The sequence below is a fragment of the Streptococcus vulneris genome (genome assembly GCF_019218685.1).
GTDB classification, from domain to species: Bacteria; Bacillota; Bacilli; order Lactobacillales; family Streptococcaceae; genus Streptococcus; species Streptococcus vulneris.
In genome coordinates this window covers 326,510-348,964 of sequence record NZ_JAHUZC010000001.1, presented here as the reverse complement: position 1 = coordinate 348,964, position 22,455 = coordinate 326,510, and the positions used below count along the sequence as shown (strand labels likewise).

Annotated in this window: 21 protein-coding genes; 17 read left to right on the top strand and 4 right to left on the bottom strand. The window is 41.2% G+C overall.

All coding sequences use genetic code 11. The annotated features are described in order from the left end of the window. The first annotated feature begins 5 nt into the window (after positions 1-5). The 9 genes from thiI (at position 6) to KUA57_RS01705 (ending at position 8,782) form a co-directional block, all read left to right on the top strand. Positions 6-1,220 carry a tRNA uracil 4-sulfurtransferase ThiI gene (gene thiI / locus KUA57_RS01745; RefSeq protein ID WP_125447019.1) on the top strand — a complete coding sequence of 405 codons (1,215 nt, stop codon included), beginning with the start codon at positions 6-8 and terminating at the stop codon, positions 1,218-1,220. Positions 1,221-1,355: 135 nt separating this feature from the next. Continuing rightward, complete coding sequence (locus KUA57_RS01740; protein ID WP_218493552.1) at positions 1,356-2,180, top strand: alpha/beta hydrolase; 825 nt, start codon at positions 1,356-1,358, stop codon at positions 2,178-2,180. A gap of 20 nt (positions 2,181-2,200) precedes the next feature. Continuing rightward, positions 2,201-2,941 carry an esterase family protein gene (locus KUA57_RS01735; RefSeq protein ID WP_061864033.1) on the top strand — a complete coding sequence of 247 codons (741 nt, stop codon included), beginning with the start codon at positions 2,201-2,203 and terminating at the stop codon, positions 2,939-2,941. A 12-nt stretch (positions 2,942-2,953) separates the two neighbouring features. Beyond that, the gene (locus tag KUA57_RS01730; protein ID WP_061864034.1) at positions 2,954-4,120 is read left to right on the top strand and encodes an ATP-grasp domain-containing protein; all 1,167 of its coding nucleotides are present in this window, start codon (positions 2,954-2,956) and stop codon (positions 4,118-4,120) included. Between the two features lie 159 nt (positions 4,121-4,279). Next, positions 4,280-5,185, top strand: coding sequence for an aquaglyceroporin Gla (gla, locus tag KUA57_RS01725; RefSeq protein ID WP_000348094.1), 906 nt, complete (start codon positions 4,280-4,282; stop codon positions 5,183-5,185). Between the two features lie 123 nt (positions 5,186-5,308). Beyond that, positions 5,309-6,034, top strand: a complete 726-nt coding sequence (locus tag KUA57_RS01720) for a CppA N-terminal domain-containing protein (protein WP_061864035.1) — start codon at positions 5,309-5,311, stop codon at positions 6,032-6,034. Beyond that, positions 6,031-6,966: a serine hydrolase domain-containing protein gene (locus KUA57_RS01715; RefSeq protein ID WP_218493551.1), complete on the top strand. Its 936-nt coding sequence runs from the start codon at positions 6,031-6,033 to the stop codon at positions 6,964-6,966. Before KUA57_RS01720 ends, KUA57_RS01715 begins: the two co-directional genes overlap by 4 nt. A gap of 8 nt (positions 6,967-6,974) precedes the next feature. Then, positions 6,975-7,871 carry a DMT family transporter gene (locus tag KUA57_RS01710; RefSeq protein ID WP_218493550.1) on the top strand — a complete coding sequence of 299 codons (897 nt, stop codon included), beginning with the start codon at positions 6,975-6,977 and terminating at the stop codon, positions 7,869-7,871. Between the two features lie 152 nt (positions 7,872-8,023). After that, positions 8,024-8,782: a CPBP family intramembrane glutamic endopeptidase gene (locus KUA57_RS01705; protein WP_061864036.1), complete on the top strand. Its 759-nt coding sequence runs from the start codon at positions 8,024-8,026 to the stop codon at positions 8,780-8,782. Between the two features lie 52 nt (positions 8,783-8,834). Here KUA57_RS01705 and KUA57_RS01700 read toward each other — a convergent pair whose 3' ends face one another. Next, positions 8,835-10,118: a uracil-xanthine permease family protein gene (locus tag KUA57_RS01700; RefSeq protein WP_031237775.1), complete on the bottom strand. Its 1,284-nt coding sequence runs from the start codon at positions 10,116-10,118 to the stop codon at positions 8,835-8,837. Positions 10,119-10,321: 203 nt separating this feature from the next. After that, positions 10,322-11,035, bottom strand: a complete 714-nt coding sequence (gene rsmG, locus KUA57_RS01695; protein ID WP_218493549.1) for a 16S rRNA (guanine(527)-N(7))-methyltransferase RsmG — start codon at positions 11,033-11,035, stop codon at positions 10,322-10,324. A 93-nt stretch (positions 11,036-11,128) separates the two neighbouring features. On the opposite strand from rsmG, the gene KUA57_RS01690 reads away from it, so the two are divergent. Then, a complete protein-coding gene (locus KUA57_RS01690) occupies positions 11,129-11,689 on the top strand; it encodes a LemA family protein (protein WP_218493548.1) in 561 nt (186 codons plus the stop codon). Position 11,690: 1 nt separating this feature from the next. Beyond that, positions 11,691-12,590: a zinc metalloprotease HtpX gene (gene htpX, locus KUA57_RS01685; RefSeq protein ID WP_061864037.1), complete on the top strand. Its 900-nt coding sequence runs from the start codon at positions 11,691-11,693 to the stop codon at positions 12,588-12,590. Positions 12,591-12,634: 44 nt separating this feature from the next. Here htpX and KUA57_RS01680 read toward each other — a convergent pair whose 3' ends face one another. After that, positions 12,635-14,194 (bottom strand): ATP-binding cassette domain-containing protein, encoded by a 1,560-nt coding sequence (locus tag KUA57_RS01680; protein WP_218493547.1) that lies wholly within the window; start codon positions 14,192-14,194, stop codon positions 12,635-12,637. 338 nt (positions 14,195-14,532) lie between these two features. Then, complete coding sequence (locus KUA57_RS01675; RefSeq protein WP_218493546.1) at positions 14,533-14,862, bottom strand: helicase BlpT; 330 nt, start codon at positions 14,860-14,862, stop codon at positions 14,533-14,535. 168 nt (positions 14,863-15,030) lie between these two features. Between KUA57_RS01675 and KUA57_RS01670 the strand changes: the two genes are divergently transcribed. From KUA57_RS01670 to carB, 6 genes are all read left to right on the top strand, one after another. Further along, positions 15,031-15,573, top strand: a complete 543-nt coding sequence (locus KUA57_RS01670) for a YceD family protein (RefSeq protein WP_055356936.1) — start codon at positions 15,031-15,033, stop codon at positions 15,571-15,573. Continuing rightward, the gene (nth, locus tag KUA57_RS01665; RefSeq protein ID WP_033681985.1) at positions 15,573-16,202 is read left to right on the top strand and encodes an endonuclease III; all 630 of its coding nucleotides are present in this window, start codon (positions 15,573-15,575) and stop codon (positions 16,200-16,202) included. Before KUA57_RS01670 ends, nth begins: the two co-directional genes overlap by 1 nt. Positions 16,203-16,412: 210 nt before the next feature. Further along, entirely contained in the window at positions 16,413-16,934 is a 522-nt protein-coding gene (gene pyrR, locus KUA57_RS01660) for a bifunctional pyr operon transcriptional regulator/uracil phosphoribosyltransferase PyrR (protein ID WP_000850023.1), read from the top strand. Between the two features lie 18 nt (positions 16,935-16,952). Further along, positions 16,953-17,876 carry an aspartate carbamoyltransferase catalytic subunit gene (locus KUA57_RS01655; RefSeq protein WP_218493545.1) on the top strand — a complete coding sequence of 308 codons (924 nt, stop codon included), beginning with the start codon at positions 16,953-16,955 and terminating at the stop codon, positions 17,874-17,876. Positions 17,877-17,925: 49 nt separating this feature from the next. Next, the gene (locus tag KUA57_RS01650; protein ID WP_000166853.1) at positions 17,926-19,005 is read left to right on the top strand and encodes a carbamoyl phosphate synthase small subunit; all 1,080 of its coding nucleotides are present in this window, start codon (positions 17,926-17,928) and stop codon (positions 19,003-19,005) included. Between the two features lie 201 nt (positions 19,006-19,206). After that, positions 19,207-22,383: a carbamoyl-phosphate synthase large subunit gene (gene carB / locus KUA57_RS01645; RefSeq protein ID WP_061864041.1), complete on the top strand. Its 3,177-nt coding sequence runs from the start codon at positions 19,207-19,209 to the stop codon at positions 22,381-22,383. Positions 22,384-22,455: the final 72 nt, after the last annotated feature.

Sequence of the window (22,455 nt, the reverse complement as noted above, 5' to 3'; positions counted from 1 at the left end):
CATTCATGCAGTATTCAGAAATTATGATTCGCTACGGAGAGCTGTCAACCAAGGGTAAAAACCGTATGCGTTTCATCAATAAACTTCGCAATAATATTTCAGACGTTTTGTCTATCTATCCCCAAGTTAAGGTAACAGCAGATCGCGACCGTGCCCACGCTTACCTCAATGGAGCAGATTACACAGCAGTAGCAGAATCGCTCAAACAAGTTTTTGGAATTCAAAACTTTTCCCCTGTTTATAAGGTTGAAAAATCTGTAGAAGTTCTGAAGTCTTCTGTCCAAGAGATTATGCAGGACATCTACAAGGATGGCATGACCTTTAAAATTTCTAGCAAGCGTAGCGACCACAACTTTGAGTTGGATAGTCGTGAACTCAATCAAACACTTGGAGGGGCTGTATTTGAAGCCATTCCAAACGTACAAGCTCAAATGAAAAGTCCTGATATCAATCTCCAAGTGGAAATCCGTGAAGAAGCAGCCTATCTTTCTTATGAAACTATTCGTGGGGCTGGTGGTTTGCCAGTTGGAACTTCAGGTAAAGGTATGCTTATGTTGTCGGGAGGAATTGATTCACCTGTAGCTGGTTATCTAGCGCTTAAGCGTGGGGTAGATATTGAGGCTGTTCATTTTGCCAGCCCACCTTACACGAGTCCTGGTGCACTAAAAAAAGCCCAAGATTTGACCCGTAAATTAACCAAGTTTGGTGGAAATATCCAGTTTATCGAAGTTCCTTTTACAGAGATTCAAGAGGAAATCAAGGCTAAAGCGCCAGAAGCTTACTTGATGACTCTAACTCGTCGCTTTATGATGAGGATTACCGACCGTATTCGTGAGGTACGAAATGGTTTAGTTATCATCAATGGGGAAAGCCTAGGTCAAGTGGCCAGCCAAACCTTGGAGAGCATGCAGGCTATCAATGCAGTTACCAACACTCCCATCATCCGTCCAGTTGTGACAATGGATAAGTTGGAAATCATTGACATTGCTCAGGAAATTGACACCTTTGAAATTTCTATCCAGCCATTTGAAGACTGTTGTACCATTTTTGCACCAGATCGTCCAAAAACAAATCCTAAGATTAAGAATGCAGAGCAGTATGAAGCACGCATGGATGTTGAAGCTTTAGTTGAGCGAGCAGTGGCAGGGATTATGATTACTGAGATCACACCGCAGGTTGAAAAAGATGAAGTTGATGACTTGATTGATAATCTGCTCTAATCAGAAAATCCAAAAGAATTTAGAAAATTAAATGAAAAAGTTAGTTTTTAATCCAAAAATGGAAGCAAAACTGACTTTTTTTCTTAAATTGTGATATAATAAAATAAAATTTTGAATATAGAGAGTTTTCTGACAATGAATCAATCCTACTTTTATTTAAAAATGAAAGAACACAAACTCAAGGTTCCTTATACAGGTAAGGAACGCCGTGTACGTGTTCTTTTGCCTAAAGATTATGAGAAAGACACGGATCGTTCCTATCCTGTTGTTTACTTTCATGATGGGCAAAATGTTTTTTATAGCAAGGAGTCTTTCATTGGCCATTCATGGAAGATTATCCCAGCTATTAAGCGTAATCCTGATATCAGTCGCATGATTGTCGTTGCTATTGATAATGATGGTATGGGGCGGATGAATGAGTATGCGGCTTGGAAGTTCCAAGAATCTCCTATTCCGGGGCAGCAGTTTGGCGGTAAGGGTGTGGAATATTCTGAGTTTATCATGGAGGTGGTCAAACCTTTTATCGATGAGACCTACCGTACCAAAGCTGACCGCCAGCATACGGCTATGATTGGTTCCTCACTAGGCGGCAATATTACCCAGTTTATCGGTTTGGAATACCAAGACCAGATTGGTTGTCTAGGGGTCTTTTCATCTGCTAACTGGCTCCATCAAGAAGCCTTTAACCGCTATATTGAACGCAAGAAACTATCGCCCGACCAGCGTATCTTTATCTATGTTGGAACAGAAGAAGCAGATGATACGGACAAGACCCTGATGGCTGGTAATATCAAACAAGCCTATATCGATTCGTCTCTTAGGTATTACCATGATTTGATAGCAGGTGGGGTACACTTAGATAATCTTGTCTTGAAAGTTCAGTCTGGTGCCATCCATAGTGAAATCCCTTGGTCAGAAAATTTACCAGACTGTCTAAGTTTTTTTGCAGAAAAATGGTAAAGTAAGAAAGGAGAAAGCCAATGCATATTGAAAACCTTAGCCACTGGAGTGGTAATCTTAACCGTGAAATGTACCTTAATCGTTATGGACATGCTGGGATTCCAGTTGTGGTCTTTGCTTCATCAGGTGGTAGTCACAACGAATACTATGATTTTGGCATGGTTGATGCTTGTGCTTCCTTTATCGAGGAAGGCCGTGTTCAGTTCTTTACCCTATCCAGTGTAGACAGTGAGAGCTGGTTGGCCACTTGGAAAAATGGGCACGACCAAGCGGAAATGCATCGTGCCTATGAACGCTATGTGATTGAAGAGGCTATTCCTTTTATCAAGCATAAGACAGGTTGGTTTGATGGCATGATGACGACAGGTTGCTCGATGGGCGCCTACCATGCAGTCAACTTTTTTCTCCAGCATCCAGATGTTTTTACAAAGGTGATTGCTCTTAGTGGTGTTTACGACGCACGTTTCTTTGTTGGCGATTACTACAATGACGATGCTATTTATCAAAACTCGCCAGTAGATTATATCTGGAATCAGAATGACGGATGGTTTATCGATCGTTACCGTCAGGCAGAGATTGTGCTGTGTACGGGTCTTGGAGCCTGGGAACAAGACGGTTTACCATCTTTTTACAAACTTAAAGAAGCCTTTGACCAGAAACAAATTCCAGCCTGGTTTGCTGAATGGGGACACGATGTCGCCCATGACTGGGAATGGTGGCGCAAACAAATGCCTTATTTCCTTGGCAATCTCTATTTATAAAAGGAGTTATCTATGAATTACCTTGTTATTTCTCCCTACTATCCGCAAAATTTTCAACAGTTTACAATTGAGCTAGCTAATAAAGGAATCACAGTCTTGGGAATCGGTCAAGAACCATACGAGCAATTGGATGAACCTTTACGCAATAGCCTAACCGAATATTTCCGTGTTGACAATCTTGAGAACATAGACGAAGTCAAACGTGCAGTTGCTTTTCTCTTTTATAAACATGGCCCGATTGACCGTATTGAATCCCACAATGAATACTGGCTTGAGCTGGATGCAACACTCAGAGAACAATTCAATGTCTTTGGTGCCAAACCAGAGGATCTCAAAAAGACGAAATTTAAGTCTGAAATGAAGAAGCTTTTCAAAAAAGCAGGTGTTCCTGTGGTCCCTGGAGCTGTTATCAAGACGGAAGCAGATGTTGATCAAGCAGTGAACGAAATCGGCCTGCCAATGATTGCCAAACCTGATAATGGAGTGGGAGCAGCCGCAACCTTTAAGCTTGAGACAGAAGACGATATCAATCACTTCAAGACTGAGTGGGATCATTCAACTGTTTATTTCTTTGAGAAATTTGTCACCTCTAGCGAAATTTGTACCTTTGATGGTGTTGTGGACAAGGATGGTAAAATTGTCTTCTCAACAACCTTTGATTACGCCTATACACCTCTGGATCTTATGATTTACAAGATGGACAATTCCTACTATGTTCTTAAGGACATGGATCCTAAACTTCGCAAGTATGGTGAAGCGATTGTCAAGGAATTTGGTATGAAAGAACGGTTCTTCCATATTGAGTTCTTCCGTGAAGGGGATGATTACATCGCCATTGAGTACAATAACCGCCCTGCAGGTGGTTTCACTATTGATGTTTATAACTTTGCCCATTCCTTGGACCTCTATCGTGGATATGCTGCTATTGTAGCAGGAGAAGAGTTCCCAGTGTCAGAATTTGAAGCTCAATATTGTTTAGCTACATCCCGTCGTGCAAATGCTCACTATGTTTATTCTGAGGAGGACTTGCTTGCCAAATACAGCCATCAGTTCAAGGTTAAAAAAATCATGCCAGCAGCCTTTGCGGAACTTCAAGGAGATTACCTTTATATGCTGACAACTCCGAGTCGACAAGAAATGGAGCAGATGATTGCAGATTTCGGACAACGTCAAGAATAAGAACTCTCGGATTAAGGAAATGCACCTCCTTAATCCTTTTATTTTAACAAGAGAAATAAAACCGCTTTCTCATACATTCTTTTAGAAAACCTGTTGCTAAAAGATATAAAAATTGATAGAATAAGGATTGTCTAAAAAATTTTAAGGAGAATCTATCAAATGGATTTCACATGGGCAATTAAATATGCCACTGAATTTTTGGCCACTGCTATTTTGATCATTCTTGGAAATGGTGCAGTTGCCAACGTTGAACTTAAAGGTACGAAAGGTCACCAAAGTGGCTGGATCGTTATCGCTGTTGGTTATGGTATGGGGGTTATGATCCCAGCATTGATGTTTGGTAACGTATCTGGTAACCACATTAACCCAGCCTTCACTCTTGGACTTGCGATCAGCGGTCTCTTCCCTTGGGCACAAGTTGCACCTTATATCATCGCACAAGTTTTGGGTGCTATCTTTGGTCAAGCCTTGGTTGTGGCAACACACCGCCCATACTACTTGAAAACTGAAAATCCAAACAACATCTTGGGTACTTTCTCAACAATTTCAAGTTTGGATAATGGTACAAAAGAATCACATTTTGCAGCAACTGTTAATGGTTTTGTAAACGAGTTTGTCGGTTCATTTGTTCTTTTCTTTGCAGCCCTTGGTATGACTAAAAACTTCTTTGGTGCCGAACTAGTATCAAAAGCACAAGCTGCTATCAATGCTCAAGTTGCACAAGCAACTACTCAAGGTCAAACAATTCCTCAAGAACAAGTAACAGCAGCACTTGACCAAGCTAAAGAACAAGTAGCGCCATTTATGACTTCTGGTCTTGGAATTGCTCACTTGGCACTTGGATTCCTTGTTATGGCTTTGGTAACATCACTTGGTGGACCTACAGGGCCTGCCTTGAACCCAGCCCGTGACTTGGGACCACGTCTCCTTCATGCTTTCCTTCCAAAATCAGTTCTTGGTGAGCACAAAGGTGATTCAAAATGGTGGTATTCTTGGGTACCAGTAGTAGCACCTATCGCAGCAGCAATTGCGGCAGTAGCTATCTTCAAATTCCTTTACCTATAAGAAATTGAAACCGAGGAAATCCTCGGTTTTTTAGATGAAATTTTACGAAAAAAAGGTAAATCTGAGCATAATTTCTTGTAAAAAATTCTAAAATCCTTTAAAATAAAAGAGTTGGAGGAATTTATGAATGTAAATCAGATTGTACGGATTATTCCTACTTTAAAAGTTAATAATAGAAAATTAAATGAAACATTTTATATTGAAACTCTTGGCATGAAGGCCTTGTTAGAAGAATCAGCCTTTCTGTCACTAGGTGATCAAACAGGTCTAGAAAAGCTGATTTTAGAAGAAGCTCCAAGTATGCGCACTCGTAAGGTAGAGGGAAGAAAGAAACTAGCTAGATTGATTGTCAAGGTGGAAAATCCCTTAGAAATTGAAGGACTCTTATCTAAAACAAATTCGATTCATAAATTATATAAGGGACAGAATGGATACGCTTTTGAAATTTTTTCACCCGAAGATGATTTGATTTTGATTCATGCGGAAGATGATAGAGAAAGTCTAGTTGAAGTAGAAGAAAATCCTGAATTTCAAACAGATTCGGAATCAATTTCTTTAAGTAAATTTGAGATTTCTATGGAATTACACCTCCCAACGGATGTAGATACTTTTTTGGAACTATCTGAAATTGGGGAGTCACTTGATTTTATCCCAGCTCAGGGTCAAGATTTGACTGTGGACAATACGGCTACTTGGGACTTATCGATGCTCAAGTTCTTGGTCAGTGAACTAGATATAGCAAGTCTTCGCCAGAAGTTTGAGTCTACCGAATATTTTATTCCTAAGTCTGAAAAATTCTTCCTTGGTAAAGATAGAAATAATGTTGAATTGTGGTTTGAAGAAGTATGAAGTGGACCAAGATTATTAAAAAAATAGAAGAACAAATCGAGGCAGGGATCTATCCCGGAGCCTCTTTTGCATATTTTAAGGACAATCAATGGACGGAGTTCTATTTAGGCCAGAGTGACCCAGAGCATGGCTTGGATACTGAGGCAGGACTAGTTTATGACCTAGCCAGTGTCAGCAAGGTTATTGGGGTTGGTACCGTTTTTACCTTCTTGTTGGAAAAAGGTCAATTAGATATTGACAGACCGGTAACAGATTTTTTACCAGAGAGTGATTATCCAGACATCACTATTCGCCAGCTCTTGACTCACGCTACAGACCTTGATCCGTTTATTCCCAATCGTGATCTTTTAACAGCACCTGAATTAAAGGAAGCTATGTTTCATCTCAACAGACGAAGTCAGCCTGCCTTTCTTTATTCGGATGTCCATTTTTTGCTGTTAGGTTTTATCTTGGAAAGAATCTTTAATCAAGACTTGGATGTGATTTTACAGGAGCAAGTCTGGAATCTTTGGGGAATGGCGGATACCCAGTTTGGGCCTGTTGAGCTTGCTGTTACAACAGTTAGAGGTGTCGAGGCAGGTCTGGTACATGATCCCAAAGCTCGCCTTCTGGGCAGACATGCAGGTAGTGCTGGTTTATTTTCTACTGTAAAGGATTTACAAATCTTTTTAGAGCATTATTTAGCAGATGATTTTGCAAGAGATTTGAGTCAAAATTTTTCTCCTTTGGATGACAAGGAACGTTCTTTGGCATGGAATTTGGAAGGAGATTGGTTAGACCATACGGGCTATACAGGTACCTTTATCATGTGGAATCGCCAGAAGCAAGAAGCGGCTATTTTCCTATCGAATCGTACCTATGAAAAGGATGAGAGGGCTCAATGGATTGTAGACCGCAATCAAGTGATGGACTTGATTCGCAAAGAAGAGTAAGGAGAGACATGTCAAACAGTTTAAAAGGGACTCTATTAACAGTTGTGGCTGGGATTGCTTGGGGCTTGTCAGGAACGAGTGGCCAATACCTGATGGCACATGGAATTTCGTCTCTGGTTTTAACTAACTTACGACTTTTAATCGCCGGTGGGATTCTCATAGTCTTGGCTTATGCTACTGCAAAGGATAGAATGCTGGCCTTTTTAAAGGATAGAAAGAGTTTGCTGTCTCTTCTTATTTTTGCTCTAATTGGTCTCTTCCTCAACCAATTCGCCTATCTAACTGCTATTCAGGAGACCAATGCAGGAACAGCGACTGTGCTTCAGTATGTTTGTCCTGTCGGGATTTTGATTTATAGCTGTATCAAAGATAAGGTGGCACCGACACTGGGAGAGATTATTTCAATCATATTAGCCATTGGAGGGACCTTCCTGATTGCAACTCATGGGCAATTTGACCAGTTATCCATGACACCTGCAGGCCTGTTCTGGGGTCTCTTTTCTGCTCTGACTTACGCACTTTATATCATTTTGCCCATATCCTTGATTAAGAAGTGGGGGAGTAGTTTGGTCATTGGTGTGGGAATGGTCATAGCAGGTTTGGTCGCTCTTCCTTTTACAGGAGTTCTACAGACTGTTATCCCAACTAGTCTTGATTTTCTCCTCGCTTTTGCGGGCATTATTCTTATCGGGACTGTCTTTGCCTATACAGCTTTCCTTAAAGGAACCAGTCTGATAGGACCGGTCAAGTCAAGCTTGTTGGCTTCAATTGAGCCAATCTCGGCGGTATTCTTTGCCTTCCTAATCATGAATGAACAATTTTATCCTATTGATTTTCTTGGTATGGCAATGATATTAATTGCAGTAACTCTGATTTCTTTGAAAGATTTATTGTTAGAGAAATAAACAAAAAATGAAAGTAGATGATAGCCACTCTTAAAGAGGGGTTATTTTTACTAGTAAACGTCTTTAAATCTAAATGAATTAATGAAATTTTATAAAAGTTTAAGCCTTTTTTCTTAAAATATTTATATGAGTATAGAATACCTGGAGAAAATATGAATATTTTTAAAAAAATACATCCATCTAAACCTCAAAAATACTTGAGATGGTTTGACATTGTGATTATTACGATCATAATGTTTGGTCAGTTTATAATTCGTTCAACCGAGCTATTTTTAGCAAATACGTTTCCAACGGGTGCATCAAGTACAGAAGGGACAGTTAGACAGGCTGCAAGCGAAGGTGCTGCTTATTTTAGTAATTTTACCCTGCAAACTATATTACTGGCTGTGACCTTACTCTATCTTTTGATTCGAAATTATGATTTTAAACAGCTTCCTATTCACTGGAATTGGTCCATTATCTTTTGGGTTCCATTTATATTTGCTTTAGTGGGATTGTTTGGAGACTTGGTTACAACTCTCACTGGTAAGTATAATTACTTTAATCCAGACCTTTTTGGCTATATAGATTTCACGCAAATAATAGGGAAGTTCTTAGCTCTCAGCCCGATAGCGATTGCCTATGCCTTGCTAAATGGATTTTATGAAGAGTTTTTCTTTCTAGGTTTGTTAACTTCAGTGAAGGAAAAACACAAGTGGTTGATTTTGATTTATTCTACTAGTATTCGTATTTCCTTCCACACCTATCAAGGATTAGTATGGGCTTTGGTAATCGGTGTAGTTTATGGCTTATTCTATTATTTCTTATACAAATATAAAATTAAAAATCTCCTTCCATTCTTTCTCATGCATGCTTTAGCAGATATGTTTGGTTCTAGCCTGATCTATCTATTGGTTGCTTGGGGGACTTAAAAATTAGAAAAGTCCACTCAGTTGTCTGAGCGGACTTTTTGTGTCAAGACGTTTAGTCTTTATTTTCGTATGGCAAGATTAAGTTCAAGATGATTCCTGTCATGGCTGATAGGGCAGTACCTGAAAGGGTAACTGGACCAAGTTTAAGGATAGCTCCTCCAAGTCCAAGTACCAACATAGCACTTGCGATGATTAGGTTACGCATTTGAGCGAAATCAACACGTTCTTTAATCAAGACTTTCAAACCGTTGCTGGCGATAACCCCATAGAGAAGGATTGACATACCACCAAGTACAGCATTTGGAATGGTTGAAATCAAGGCAGTGAATTTACCAAGGAAGCTAAGGGCAATCGCGATGAAGGCAGCGTTACGGATAACTGAGACAGAAGCGATACGGGTCATACCGATAACCCCGGTATTTTCTCCATAAGTTGTATTGGCTGGTCCACCAAGGAAGGCAGAAACTGAAGTTGCGATACCGTCACCAAGAAGAGTACGGTGAAGACCTGGTTCTTTCAAGAATTGACGGCCACAGATTTGACCCAAAACAGTATGGTCTCCGATATGCTCAGAAATTGTTACGATAGCGATTGGCAAGATGGCGATGGTTTCTGGACCAAAGTAAAGATTGTACTCTTTAAAGGCACCACCTGTGCTAAATGGCAAGTAGAAACCAGGAATCTCGAACCAGTTAGCTTTAAGAACTGGTGTAAAGTCAACCAATCCAAGAGTTAGTGCGAAGAGGTAACCACCGATAATGGCAAAGAGAAATGGAATGATTCGTAGGAAGCCTTTTCCTTTTGTATTGATAAAGGCAGCAATCAAGAAAGTAACAACGGCTACAAGAGCATTTTTCCAATTTCCATCCGCTACAAGACCAGCGTTAGTAACAGCTGAACCTGCAAGTCCAAGACCGATAACGATGATCATAGGTCCGATGATGATTGGTGGCAAGAGTTTATCAATCCATTTTGTACCCGCAAAACGAACACTTGCAGCCACAAGGACATAGACTAAACCAGTCAAGATAACCCCTGTTTGAGCAGCAGATACATCACCACCCATTTCTTTCATAGCCAGTGACATTGCTGTGATAAAGGCAAATGAAGAACCTAGATAAACGGGAACTTTAAAACCGGTTGAAATCATATAGATGAGTGTCCCGACACCTGAAGCAAAAAGGGCAACAGATACAGGCATTCCCAAAATCAAGGGTACCAAGATGGTCGCACCAAACATGGCGAAAACGTGTTGGAAACTAAGGAGAATTCCTTTTCCAGCCGAAGGACGTTGGTCAACGTCTAGTAACAAATCAACAGTTGATTCTTGTTTCATATAAACCTCACTTTTGGGCATCAAAAAAGAGCCCATTATTTTACAGCAATAGGCCCTCAGAGTAAGACTTCTCTAAAATCTAGACTTTAAAGAATTTTAAATATTTCTGCGTCTTCGTCACCTCACGGGATGACATTAAAAACCTTTGCTTGTGATAGTATAGCAGAAATTCCGAACTTTGTAAATATTTTTTACTAAAAAATTTAAAGTGGGCGTTTATTGGGCATGCCAGCCTTACGTGGATATTTATTTGGCGTTTCCTTTTTCTTTTCTACCACTGTGATGTAACGTGGATCTCCATTTGGTAGGGCGTAGCTGAGATTGTCTTCTACTTTACTAAAAAGGAGGTTGAGGGCATTCTTAGCTTCTAATAACTCCTCAGATGCATTGCTGGCCTTGAGTGCCAATAGTTTTCCACCAACTTTAAGGTAGGGAATAGTTAATTCAGATAGGACTTGCATACGGGCAACCGCACGAGCCGTTACAAAATCATATTGAGCACGGAAGTTTTTGTCTTGGGCAAAATCTTCGGCACGTCCATGGTAGAAATGAACATCGTCTAAATCCAGTTCTTGAGCCAAAAGTTGGAGGAAGTTGATGCGCTTATTGAGTGAATCAATGATGGTCACATCTAACTGAGGATAGAGGATTTTCATTGGTAGACTAGGAAATCCTGCCCCAGCCCCGATATCAAGCAGTTTGATAGTTTCATTGGGAATCAAGTCTTGAAGAATGGGTGCAATCGAATCGTAAAAATGTTTGAGATAAACTTCTTCCTTATCTGTAATAGCCGTCAAATTAATCTTCTCATTCCACTCGACCAAGAGTTCAAAATAACGTTCAAATTGTTTTTTTTGCTGGTCCGAAAGTGAAAGATTTTGCTCGGCAAGCAAGTTGTAAAATGTTTCTGGTTTCATAGTTTTTTCCTTCTTTAGTATCATCTTATTTTACCACAATCATTAAAAATTTGATATACTGGTACTAATCTAAAAGCAGAAAGGACTTATATCATGACTTGGATTATTCTTGGAGTTTTAGCTCTTATTGTTATTTTTGTGATTGTTAGCTATAACGGTTTGGTTAAGAATCGTATGCAAACAAAGGAGGCTTGGAGTCAGATTGATGTTCAGTTGAAACGTCGAAATGACCTCTTGCCAAACTTGATTGAGACTGTAAAAGGTTATGCCAAATATGAAGGTTCTACCCTTGAAAAGGTGGCAGAACTACGTAACCAAGTGGCGGCAGCGACTTCACCAGCAGAAGCTATGAAAGCTAGTGATGCCCTTACTCGTCAGGTTTCAGGTATTTTTGCAGTTGCAGAAAGCTATCCAGATTTGAAAGCTAGTGCCAACTTTGTTAAATTGCAAGAGGAGTTGACAAACACAGAAAATAAAATTTCTTACTCTCGTCAACTCTACAACAGTGTTGTCAGCAACTACAATGTAAAATTAGAAACTTTCCCAACCAATATTATCGCTGGAATGTTTGGATTTAAAGCAGCAGATTTCCTTCAAACTCCAGAAGAGGAAAAGGCAGTTCCTAAGGTTGATTTTAGCGGTTTAGGTGACTAAGATGTTGTTTGATCAAATTGCAAGCAATAAACGAAAAACGTGGATTTTATTGCTGGTATTTTTCCTACTCTTATCTCTTGTTGGCTATGCGGTTGGTTACCTCTTTATGCGGTCTGGGCTTGGTGGTTTGGTTATCGCACTGATTATCGGCTTTATCTATGCCTTGTCCATGATTTTTCAATCGACAGAGATTGTCATGTCCATGAATGGAGCGCGTGAGGTTGATGAGCAAATGGCACCAGACCTCTACCATGTAGTGGAAGATATGGCTATGGTGGCTCAGATTCCTATGCCTCGTGTTTTCATCATTGATGATTCAGCCTTAAATGCCTTTGCGACAGGTTCTAACCCTCAAAATGCGGCGGTTGCTGCGACGTCAGGTCTCCTAGCTATCATGAATCGTGAAGAACTAGAAGCTGTTATGGGACATGAAGTCAGTCATATTCGTAACTACGATATCCGCATTTCGACTATTGCTGTTGCCCTTGCCAGTGCTATCACCATGCTTTCTAGTATGGCAGGTCGTATGATGTGGTGGGGTGGAGCAGGTCGCAGACGAAGTGATGATGATCGAGATGGAAATGGTCTTGAAATCATTATGCTCGTGGTTTCCCTACTAGCTATTGTGCTGGCACCTCTCGCTGCAACCTTGGTGCAACTAGCTATTTCTCGTCAGAGGGAATTTCTAGCTGATGCTTCTAGTGTCGAGTTGACCCGCAATCCTCAAGGGATGATTAATGCTCTACGTAAGTTGGATAATAGTAAACCGATGAGTCGTCCTGTCGATGATGCCAGCAGTGCACTTTATATCAATGATCCCAAGAAAGGTGGAGGGTTCCAAAAACTCTTTTATACCCACCCACCTATCTCAGAACGGATTGAACGTTTAAAACAGATGTAAAAAGAATCCAGAGGTCGTCTCTGGATTTTTACTATGTTGCAAATTTATAAATCTTCTAAATTAACTACCTCCAGACCGTGTTCTGTTAAGCGATAGATGATTGAACAGACATCTTTTAAGAAACGACGGTCATGTGAAACAGTGATGAGACCGCCTGGATAGGTGGCAAAGAGTTTTCTGATTTGGGGTTGAGAAGTGGGTGAAAAGTTTCGTGTGGGTTCATCCAAAAGGAGAAAGTTTGGTTTGCACAAGACTAAATCTAAAAGCAGGAGTTTTCCTTGTTGTCCGCCGGATAAGGAGCGAATTTGATGCTGCATTTCTGGATAACTGAAATTGAGACTAGCTAAGTGAGATTGGATTTTTTGTAGTTCCTCTTTTTCTCCAGTTTTGCTGAGGTAGGATATTGGTGATAAATCCAATTGTAGTTTTTTGTGGTAATCTTGTGGCATAAAACCAAGCGAAATTTCTCTTTTGGCGCTAAGCAGTTGTTGAAACTTGGTTAGCAGAGTCGATTTTCCAATACCATTTGGCCCAATAATACCGATTTTTTCTTGGCCACGGACAGTTAGTTGTAGTTTTTGAACCAAAACTCGGTCGCCAATGGCCAAATTTTCCTTTTCCAGTTGGATTAAGACTTTAGAAACTGGTAATGACTGTATATCTGAGAAGAAAAGTCTGATTTCTTCCTCTTCAAGTGGCTTTTGGGTCATGGCCTGAGCTGCTCTTTCGTAGCGTTTTTCTTGTGAGAGAACATTTTTCATCTTTTTGGCCAATAGGCGACCGGCAGTACTGTCTTTGGTAGCTCGAAGCGCAGTTTCTACATTTTGCTTGACTCGCCGATGTTTTTCCATGATTTTATCGTAGGCTCTTTGGTCGTTAGCAGCTTGCTGGCTTTGTTTGATAAAATTAGCCTTTCTCTGGTCGCTATAGCTATCATAGTCTAAATGCTCTACTAGTGTCTCCGCTTCCTTACGGTGCTTGACCAGTCGCAAGTGGACAATAGTATCAGCCGTTTCAGAAAGAAAGTCTTCATCATGGGAAATGAAAATAACGGTTTGCCTAATCGTGCGAATCTGACCTTTTAGCCAATCAACTGTCTCAAGGTCCAGGTCATTTGAAGGTTCATCTAAAAATAGAATCTCAAAGGGTTTGGCTAACTCATGGATGAGCTGAATTTTCAAAGCTTCGCCCCCTGATAGACTGCCAATCTCTTGGTCACTAGCAAAGCGATCACTATCAAAATGCAACTCTTCAGCTAAGCGATAAAGGATACTGTAGTCTAAATCAATAGAATCTAAAAAGAAGTAGTCGTGTAGACTTCTCTTTTTCAGCTCCTCGGGGAGTTTTTGAGGAATGTAAGCTAGTGATTGATAATCAGATTGAATGTCTCCCCTGATAGTGAAATCAGGCAAAGCTTCCCCCATTAAAGTTTTAAGCAAGGTTGATTTTCCATTTCCTTCTTCGCCAATAATAGCTACCTTTTCCCCGTCTTGGATGGTCATGCTTAGGTCAGATACAAGATCTCGTAGATCTTTGTTTTGAGTGATGGTTAGATGATTGATTTTTATCATATTGTTGCCCTTTCTAGAATGTCGATAGTGCATAACAAAAAGCTCTACTTTATCTAGTAGAGCCCAAAGTCACTGTCAGAAACGCTATTATCCATGTCGAAAATCCTGTCAAACTAGGCTTGTCTACCCCTATCCAACCCAAGAGGAGCAGATGGTTAGCTTTCTAGTTTTTTGATTTTCAAAGAGGATAAAGTACCAGAAGATCTAGTACAAAAAGAGCATGCAAAAAGAGACAAAAACAAGATCTACTAAATAAAGGTTCTTTATTTGATAGACTTAGTTGTTCATGTCTCCCTTACCTCCGAGTATTAGTATCTCTATACTATACCTTTCAGGATATTTTGTCAACAGAAAACCGACAATTCTAATCTCTAAAATCCGAAAACAGGTCCATAAAGAGTTAGTACGTGTTTGACATGCTCGTAATGGAATTTGTCATAGTTTCGCCAAGCGGTACGTGCTTGATCGTTTAGTTTTAGGCTACCGAGGCCTATCAGAAGACTGGTACGTTGGTAAAATTTCTCAAGGTCTATTAAGATACTGTTGTTCAACTTTTCCGCTTTTTTGAGCTCTTGCAGAGTAGTATTTAGCAGCTCTTGCAGTCGAATATCATCTGCCGTACCCTGTTTGCAGCTTTGGAAACTTTTATTTAACTCGGATAGGAGTTGGGTTGCATTAGTAATGAGTTCTTTGTCTTGCATATGAGCATCCTCCTTGCTCTGATGTATTATTGCCTATAGTATAGCACTAAAAAACAAAGATGTCATAGTAAATATGTTAAAAAATCGATTTTTAATTACAAAGTTTGGTGGGCTGATTTGTAGCCTTTTCATGGTATAATCAAGAGAGTAAATCTTTATGGAGGAAGTATGAAATTAAATATTCAAGAGATTCGCAAGCAGTCTGAAGGCTTGCATTTTGAACAAAGTTTAGACCTAGCTGCAGACTTGCGTGCACGAAATCAAGAAATTTTAGATGTGAAAGATATTCTTGCAGTTGGGAAAGTACAATACGAAGATCGTATGTATTTCTTAGATTATCAGTTATCTTACACCATTGTTCTTGCTTCAAGTCGCAGTATGGAGCCAGTTGAGTTAGCTGAATCTTATCCAGTCACAGAAGTTTTCATGGAAGGCGCAACCAACCAGCTAGATCAAGAAGTTCTAGATGATGATTTGGTCTTGCCTATCGAAAATGGAGAACTTGACCTGGCTGAGAGCGTATCAGACAATATACTGCTCAACATTCCTATTAAGGTCTTGACAGCTGAAGAAGAGGCTGGTCAAGGGTTTGTTTCAGGAAATGACTGGCAAATCATGACAGAGGAAGAATACCAAGCTCAACAAGCAGTCAAGAAAGAAGAAAACAGTCCTTTTGCTGGCTTACAAGGACTATTTGATGGAGACGAATAATGGTCTTGTCAAAAAAACGCGCACGAAAGGTGCTAGAAGAAATCATTGCTCTGTTTCCAGATGCCAAGCCCAGTCTTGATTTTACCAATCATTTTGAACTCTTGGTTGCGGTCATGTTGTCAGCTCAGACAACGGATGCAGCGGTAAATAAGGCCACACCGGGTCTCTTTGCTGCCTTTCCAACGCCACAAGCCATGTCTGTTGCGACAGAGGGTGAGATTGCTTCACACATTTCTCGCCTGGGATTGTATCGAAATAAGGCTAAATTCCTTAAAAAATGTGCCCAACAGTTACTAGATGATTTTGATGGTCAAGTCCCTCAGACACGTGAGGAATTGGAGAGTTTGGCAGGTGTTGGTCGCAAGACAGCCAATGTTGTCATGAGTGTGGGCTTTGGGATTCCAGCTTTTGCAGTGGATACTCATGTGGAGCGTATTTGCAAACACCACGATATTGTCAAAAAATCAGCGACACCACTTGAGGTGGAAAAACGTGTCATGGATATCTTGCCACCGGAGCAGTGGTTAGCTGCCCATCAGGCCATGATTTATTTTGGAAGAGCTATTTGTCATCCTAAAAATCCAGAGTGTGACCAGTACCCACAGTTATATGATTTTAGCAATTTATAAGATGGGGTTTCAAAAGTTTTTGCTTGATTTTAAGCATGCTTTGTGCTATAGTATTTGATAACTAAATATTCCTTTAAACCTGTCCCGTGAGGCAGGCAAGGAGCGCGATAAAGTAGAAGGGTGAAGTCTATACTGTTAGCAGTTGGGCTTGCTTAGCTATACATTTCAAGTCTCCTTGTTTAAGGAGACTTTTCTTTTTGGAGGTTTGTCATGAAGACAAAAGAAGTTGTAGACGAATTGACCGTCAAACGAGCGATTACGCGTATTACATATGAGATTATCGAACGCAACAAAGATTTGAATAAAATCGTCTTGGCTGGTATTAAAACTCGTGGTGTCTTTATCGCCCACCGAATCCAAGAACGTTTGGAGCAACTAGAAAATCTTTCAGTTCCTGTTGTGGAATTGGATACAAAACCTTTCCGTGATGATGTTAAAAGTGGAGAAGATACTTCTTTGGTTTCTGTCGATGTGACAGACCGCGAAGTCATCTTGGTGGACGATGTGCTCTATACAGGTCGTACCATCCGTGCTGCTATTGATAATATTGTCGGTCATGGTCGTCCTGCGCGCGTGAGTTTAGCAGTTTTAGTCGATCGTGGACATAGAGAATTGCCAATCCGTCCAGATTACGTTGGAAAAAACATCCCAACTAGTCGTTCTGAAGAAATCATCGTAGAGATGGCAGAACTTGATGGCCAAGACAGAGTTCTGATTACTGAAGAAGCTTAGAAAGCTAAAGGAGTAGCCATGTCAAAAAATCAACAAGCATTGAACCATGTGGTGTCCATGGAAGACCTCACTGTCGATCAAGTGATGAAATTGATCAAGCGAGGAATTGAGTTTAAAAATGGAGCTCAGCTTCCTTATGAAGACCATCCGATTGTTTCCAATCTTTTCTTTGAGGATTCTACACGGACGCATAAGTCCTTTGAAGTGGCAGAGATTAAACTGGGGCTGGAACGACTTGACTTTGATGTGAAAACTAGTTCGGTTAATAAGGGTGAGACACTTTATGATACCATTTTGACTTTGTCTGCTTTAGGGGTGGATGTCTGTGTGATTCGCCACCCAGAGGTTGACTACTACAGAGAGTTGATTGCTAGTCCGACGATTACGACTTCCATCATCAATGGTGGAGATGGTTCGGGCCAACACCCTAGCCAGAGCTTGCTTGATTTGATGACCATTTATGAGGAATTTGGTCACTTTGAGAGTCTCAAGGTTGCGATTGCAGGCGACTTGGACCACTCACGCGTTGCCAAATCTAATATGCAGATTTTGAAACGCTTGGGAGCTGAACTTTACTTTGCTGGACCTGAGGAATGGAGAAGTCAAGAGTTTGCAGACTATGGACAGTTTGTAACCATTGATGAAATCATTGATCAGGTGGATGTCATGATGTTTCTCCGTGTGCAACATGAACGCCATGATAGTGGTGCAGTGTTTTCAAAAGAAGACTACCATGCCCAACATGGCTTGACTCAAGAACGTTACGATCGTTTGAAAGAAACAGCAATCCTTATGCATCCAGCTCCAGTCAATCGTGATGTAGAAATCGCAGATCACTTGGTTGAAGCACCAAAATCACGGATTGTCCAACAAATGACCAATGGTGTCTTTGTTCGAATGGCAATCTTAGAATCCGTACTGGCGAGTAGAAACGCCAACTAAAACACAAGACGTTAAAAGACGCCAGTGAGCGTCCACGAGAGGTGAAAATATGACAAAAAGACTTCTAGTATTAGAAGATGGCACAGTTTTTGAAGGCAAGGCCTTCGGAGCAGATATTGATGTAACAGGCGAAATTGTCTTTAATACAGGTATGACTGGCTACCAAGAATCCATTACAGACCAGTCTTATAATGGACAAATCTTGACCTTTACTTATCCTTTGGTGGGAAATTATGGAATTAACCGTGATGATTACGAATCCATTATTCCAACTTGTAAGGGAGTCGTTGTTTTCGAAGAGGCGCGTAGAGCAAGCAACTGGCGCAACCAAATGACGCTAGATGAATTTTTGAAAGCCAAGAAAATTCCTGGTATTTCAGGGATTGATACGCGTGCACTCACCAAGATTATCCGTAAGCATGGTACGATGCGTGCAACCTTGACCCATGTTGGGGACAGCATGGACCATGTGACGGACCAGCTCCAAGCGACAGTCTTGCCGACAGATAATATCAAGCAGGTTTCTACTAAAACTTCCTATCCAGCTCCAGGAGTTGGTTTGAGCGTGGTGCTAGTGGACTTTGGTCTCAAGCATTCAATTCTACGTGAACTCTCTAAGCGTAATTGTAACGTGACGGTTGTTCCTTATTCGACAACGGCAGAAGAAATTCTCCATCTCAATCCTGACGGAGTTATGTTGTCAAACGGTCCAGGAAACCCAGAAGATGTTCCCCAAGCACTGGACATGATTCGCGGTGTACAAGGAAAAATTCCAATTTTTGGTATTTGTATGGGGCACCAACTCTTTGCTATGGCAAACGGGGCTAAGACTTACAAGATGAAGTTTGGTCACCGTGGATTTAACCATGCGGTACGCGAAATTGCTACTGGACGTGTGGATTTTACAAGTCAAAACCATGGCTATGCAGTTAGCCGTGAGGATTTGCCAGAGCACTTGATTATCACCCACGAAGAAATCAATGACAAGTCAGTGGAAGGTGTGCGCCACAGATATCAACCTGCTTTCTCTGTTCAATACCATCCAGATGCAGCCCCTGGTCCACACGACGCTAGCTACCTATTCGACGAGTTTATCGAGATGATGGAAGCTTTTAAACAATCAAACTAAGAACGAGTAAAAGCTCGTCGGAGAAATTATTTAATGTCGCCCTGAGAGGCGACGAATAGAAAGGAGAAGGGTGCTCCGTATTTGCTTAACTGAATACGGGCTACGGACGGTGCTAAAAAGATAGTTATTCCTAGAACTGACAGTTCTTCGTCATAACTCTTATTTTAGCTTTGTCCGCTTGACACCCTTAATATCTTATATATGCCTAAACGTACTGATATTCAAAAAATTATGGTGATTGGTTCTGGTCCGATTATTATTGGTCAGGCTGCTGAGTTTGATTACGCTGGGACCCAGGCTTGCTTGTCTTTGAAAGAGGAAGGTTATGAGGTTGTTTTGGTTAACTCAAACCCTGCAACCATTATGACGGACAAGGAGATTGCTGATAAGGTTTATATTGAACCGATTACACTTGAGTTTGTGACACGTATTCTTCGTAAGGAACGTCCAGATGCCTTACTTCCAACCCTTGGTGGGCAAACTGGTCTTAATATGGCCATGGAATTGTCTAAAAATGGTATCCTCGATGAGCTTGGTGTTGAACTTCTGGGAACTAAATTATCTGCCATTGATCAAGCGGAGGACCGTGACCTCTTTAAACAATTGATGGAAGAATTGGAGCAACCAATTCCAGAATCTGAAATTGTTAACACTGTCGAAGAAGCTGTTGCCTTTGCAGCGACAATTGGTTACCCAGTCATCGTTCGTCCAGCCTTTACCCTAGGTGGTACTGGTGGTGGTATGTGTGCCAATGAGGAAGAATTGCGTGAAATCGCTGAAAATGGATTAAAATTGTCACCTGTTACCCAATGTTTGATTGAGCGTTCTATTGCAGGTTTCAAGGAAATCGAATACGAAGTGATGCGTGACTCAGCAGACAATGCTTTGGTTGTTTGTAACATGGAAAACTTTGACCCAGTCGGGATTCACACAGGGGATTCCATTGTATTTGCCCCTGCGCAAACCATGTCAGACTATGAAAACCAAATGCTACGTGACGCGAGCTTGAGCATCATTCGTGCCCTCAAGATTGAAGGTGGATGTAACGTTCAGCTAGCCCTTGATCCACACAGCTTCAAGTACTATGTCATCGAAGTAAACCCTCGTGTGTCGCGTTCTTCAGCCCTTGCTTCTAAGGCTACAGGTTACCCAATTGCTAAGTTGGCTGCAAAGATTGCAGTAGGTTTGACCTTGGATGAAGTTATCAACCCAGTTACAGGTTCAACCTATGCCATGTTTGAGCCTGCCCTTGACTACGTTGTTGCTAAGATTCCACGTTTCCCATTTGACAAGTTTGAAAAGGGTGAGCGCCGTCTTGGTACTCAGATGAAGGCCACTGGAGAAGTCATGGCAATCGGTCGGAACATCGAGGAATCTCTCCTTAAGGCTTGTCGCTCTCTAGAAATTGGGGTGCATCACAATGAAATGCCTGAACTTGCAGCAGTTTCTGATGATTCCTTGATTGAAAAAGTAGTCAAAGCCCAGGATGACCGTCTCTTCTACGTATCAGAAGCCATTCGTCGCGGCTACACACCAGAAGAAATTGCTGAATTGACTAAGATTGATATCTTCTATCTTGATAAACTCTTACATATCTTTGAAATCGAGCAGGAGTTGGGTGCCCATCCACAAGATTTTGAAGTTTTGAAAACTGCAAAATTGAATGGATTTTCAGACCGTAAGATTGCTGAACTCTGGAATACTACAGCTGACCAAGTTCGCCAACTTCGCTTGGAAAACAAGATTGTTCCAGTTTATAAGATGGTCGATACTTGTGCGGCAGAATTTGACTCTGAAACACCATACTTCTATTCAACCTATGGTTGGGAAAATGAGTCTATCAAGTCTGATAAAGAATCTGTACTTGTCCTAGGTTCTGGTCCAATCCGTATCGGTCAAGGGGTTGAGTTTGACTACGCAACTGTTCACTCGGTTAAGGCTATTCAGGCGGCTGGTTATGAAGCTATCATCATGAACTCAAACCCAGAGACCGTTTCTACAGACTTTTCTGTATCTGATAAGCTCTACTTTGAACCATTGACATTCGAAGATGTTATGAATGTCATCGACTTGGAGCAACCGAAAGGTGTTATCGTTCAGTTTGGTGGTCAAACAGCCATTAACCTTGCGGAGCCATTGGCAAAAGCAGGTGTGACCATCCTTGGTACACAGGTTGCTGATTTGGACCGTGCGGAAGACCGTGACCTCTTCGAGCAAGCTCTTAAAGATTTGGATATTCCACAGCCACCAGGACAAACGGCTACCAATGAAGAAGAAGCAGTTCTTGCAGCTCGCAAGATTGGTTTCCCAGTTCTCGTTCGCCCATCTTATGTACTTGGTGGACGTGCCATGGAAATCGTTGAAAACGAAGAAGACCTTCGTTCTTACATGCGTACTGCTGTTAAGGCTAGTCCTGATCATCCAGTCCTTGTTGACTCTTATATCGTTGGACAAGAGTGTGAAGTTGATGCCATTTCAGATGGTAAAAATGTACTCATTCCTGGTATCATGGAGCACATCGAACGTGCTGGTGTCCACTCAGGTGACTCAATGGCCGTTTACCCACCACAAACCTTGTCGAAAAAGGTGCAAGAAACAATCGCAGACTATACTAAACGCCTAGCAATCGGTCTTAACTGTCTTGGAATGATGAACATCCAGTTTGTTATCAAGGATGAAAAAGTCTATGTTATTGAGGTTAATCCACGTGCTAGCCGTACGGTTCCTTTCCTTTCTAAGGTGACCAATATTCCTATGGCTCAAGTAGCAACCAAGCTCATTCTTGGTCAAAAACTTGAAGAACTTGGCTACCAAGATGGACTTTACCCTGAAAGCACCCGAGTTCATATCAAGGCACCTGTCTTCTCCTTTACCAAACTAGCTAAGGTAGACAGCTTACTTGGCCCTGAAATGAAGTCAACAGGGGAAGTTATGGGTTCTGATACGACTTTGGAAAAAGCTCTCTATAAGGCCTTTGAAGCTTCTTACTTACACTTGCCAACTTTTGGTAACGTTGTATTTACCATCGCTGATGACGCCAAAGAAGAAGCCTTGGACTTGGCTCGTCGTTTCCAAAATATTGGCTATGGAATCCTCGCGACAGAAGGGACAGCAGCCTTCTTTGCCAGTCATGGATTGCAAGCCCAACCTGTTGGTAAGATTGGTGATGACGATAAGGATATTCCAAGCTTTGTTCGCAAAGGAAGAATTCAAGCTATCATTAACACAGTTGGAACAAAACGAACTGCAGACGAAGATGGTGAGCAAATCCGTCGTTCAGCCATTGAACACGGGGTACCCCTCTTTACAGCCCTAGATACAGCTAACGCCATGCTCAAAGTATTGGAAAGTCGTAGTTTTGTTACAGAAGCAATCTAGTTGAGAAAAGTTTTTCACAGTTAAAAAGCCAGCGTCAGAAAACGCTGGTTTTTTTCAATACAGTTCTTGCTT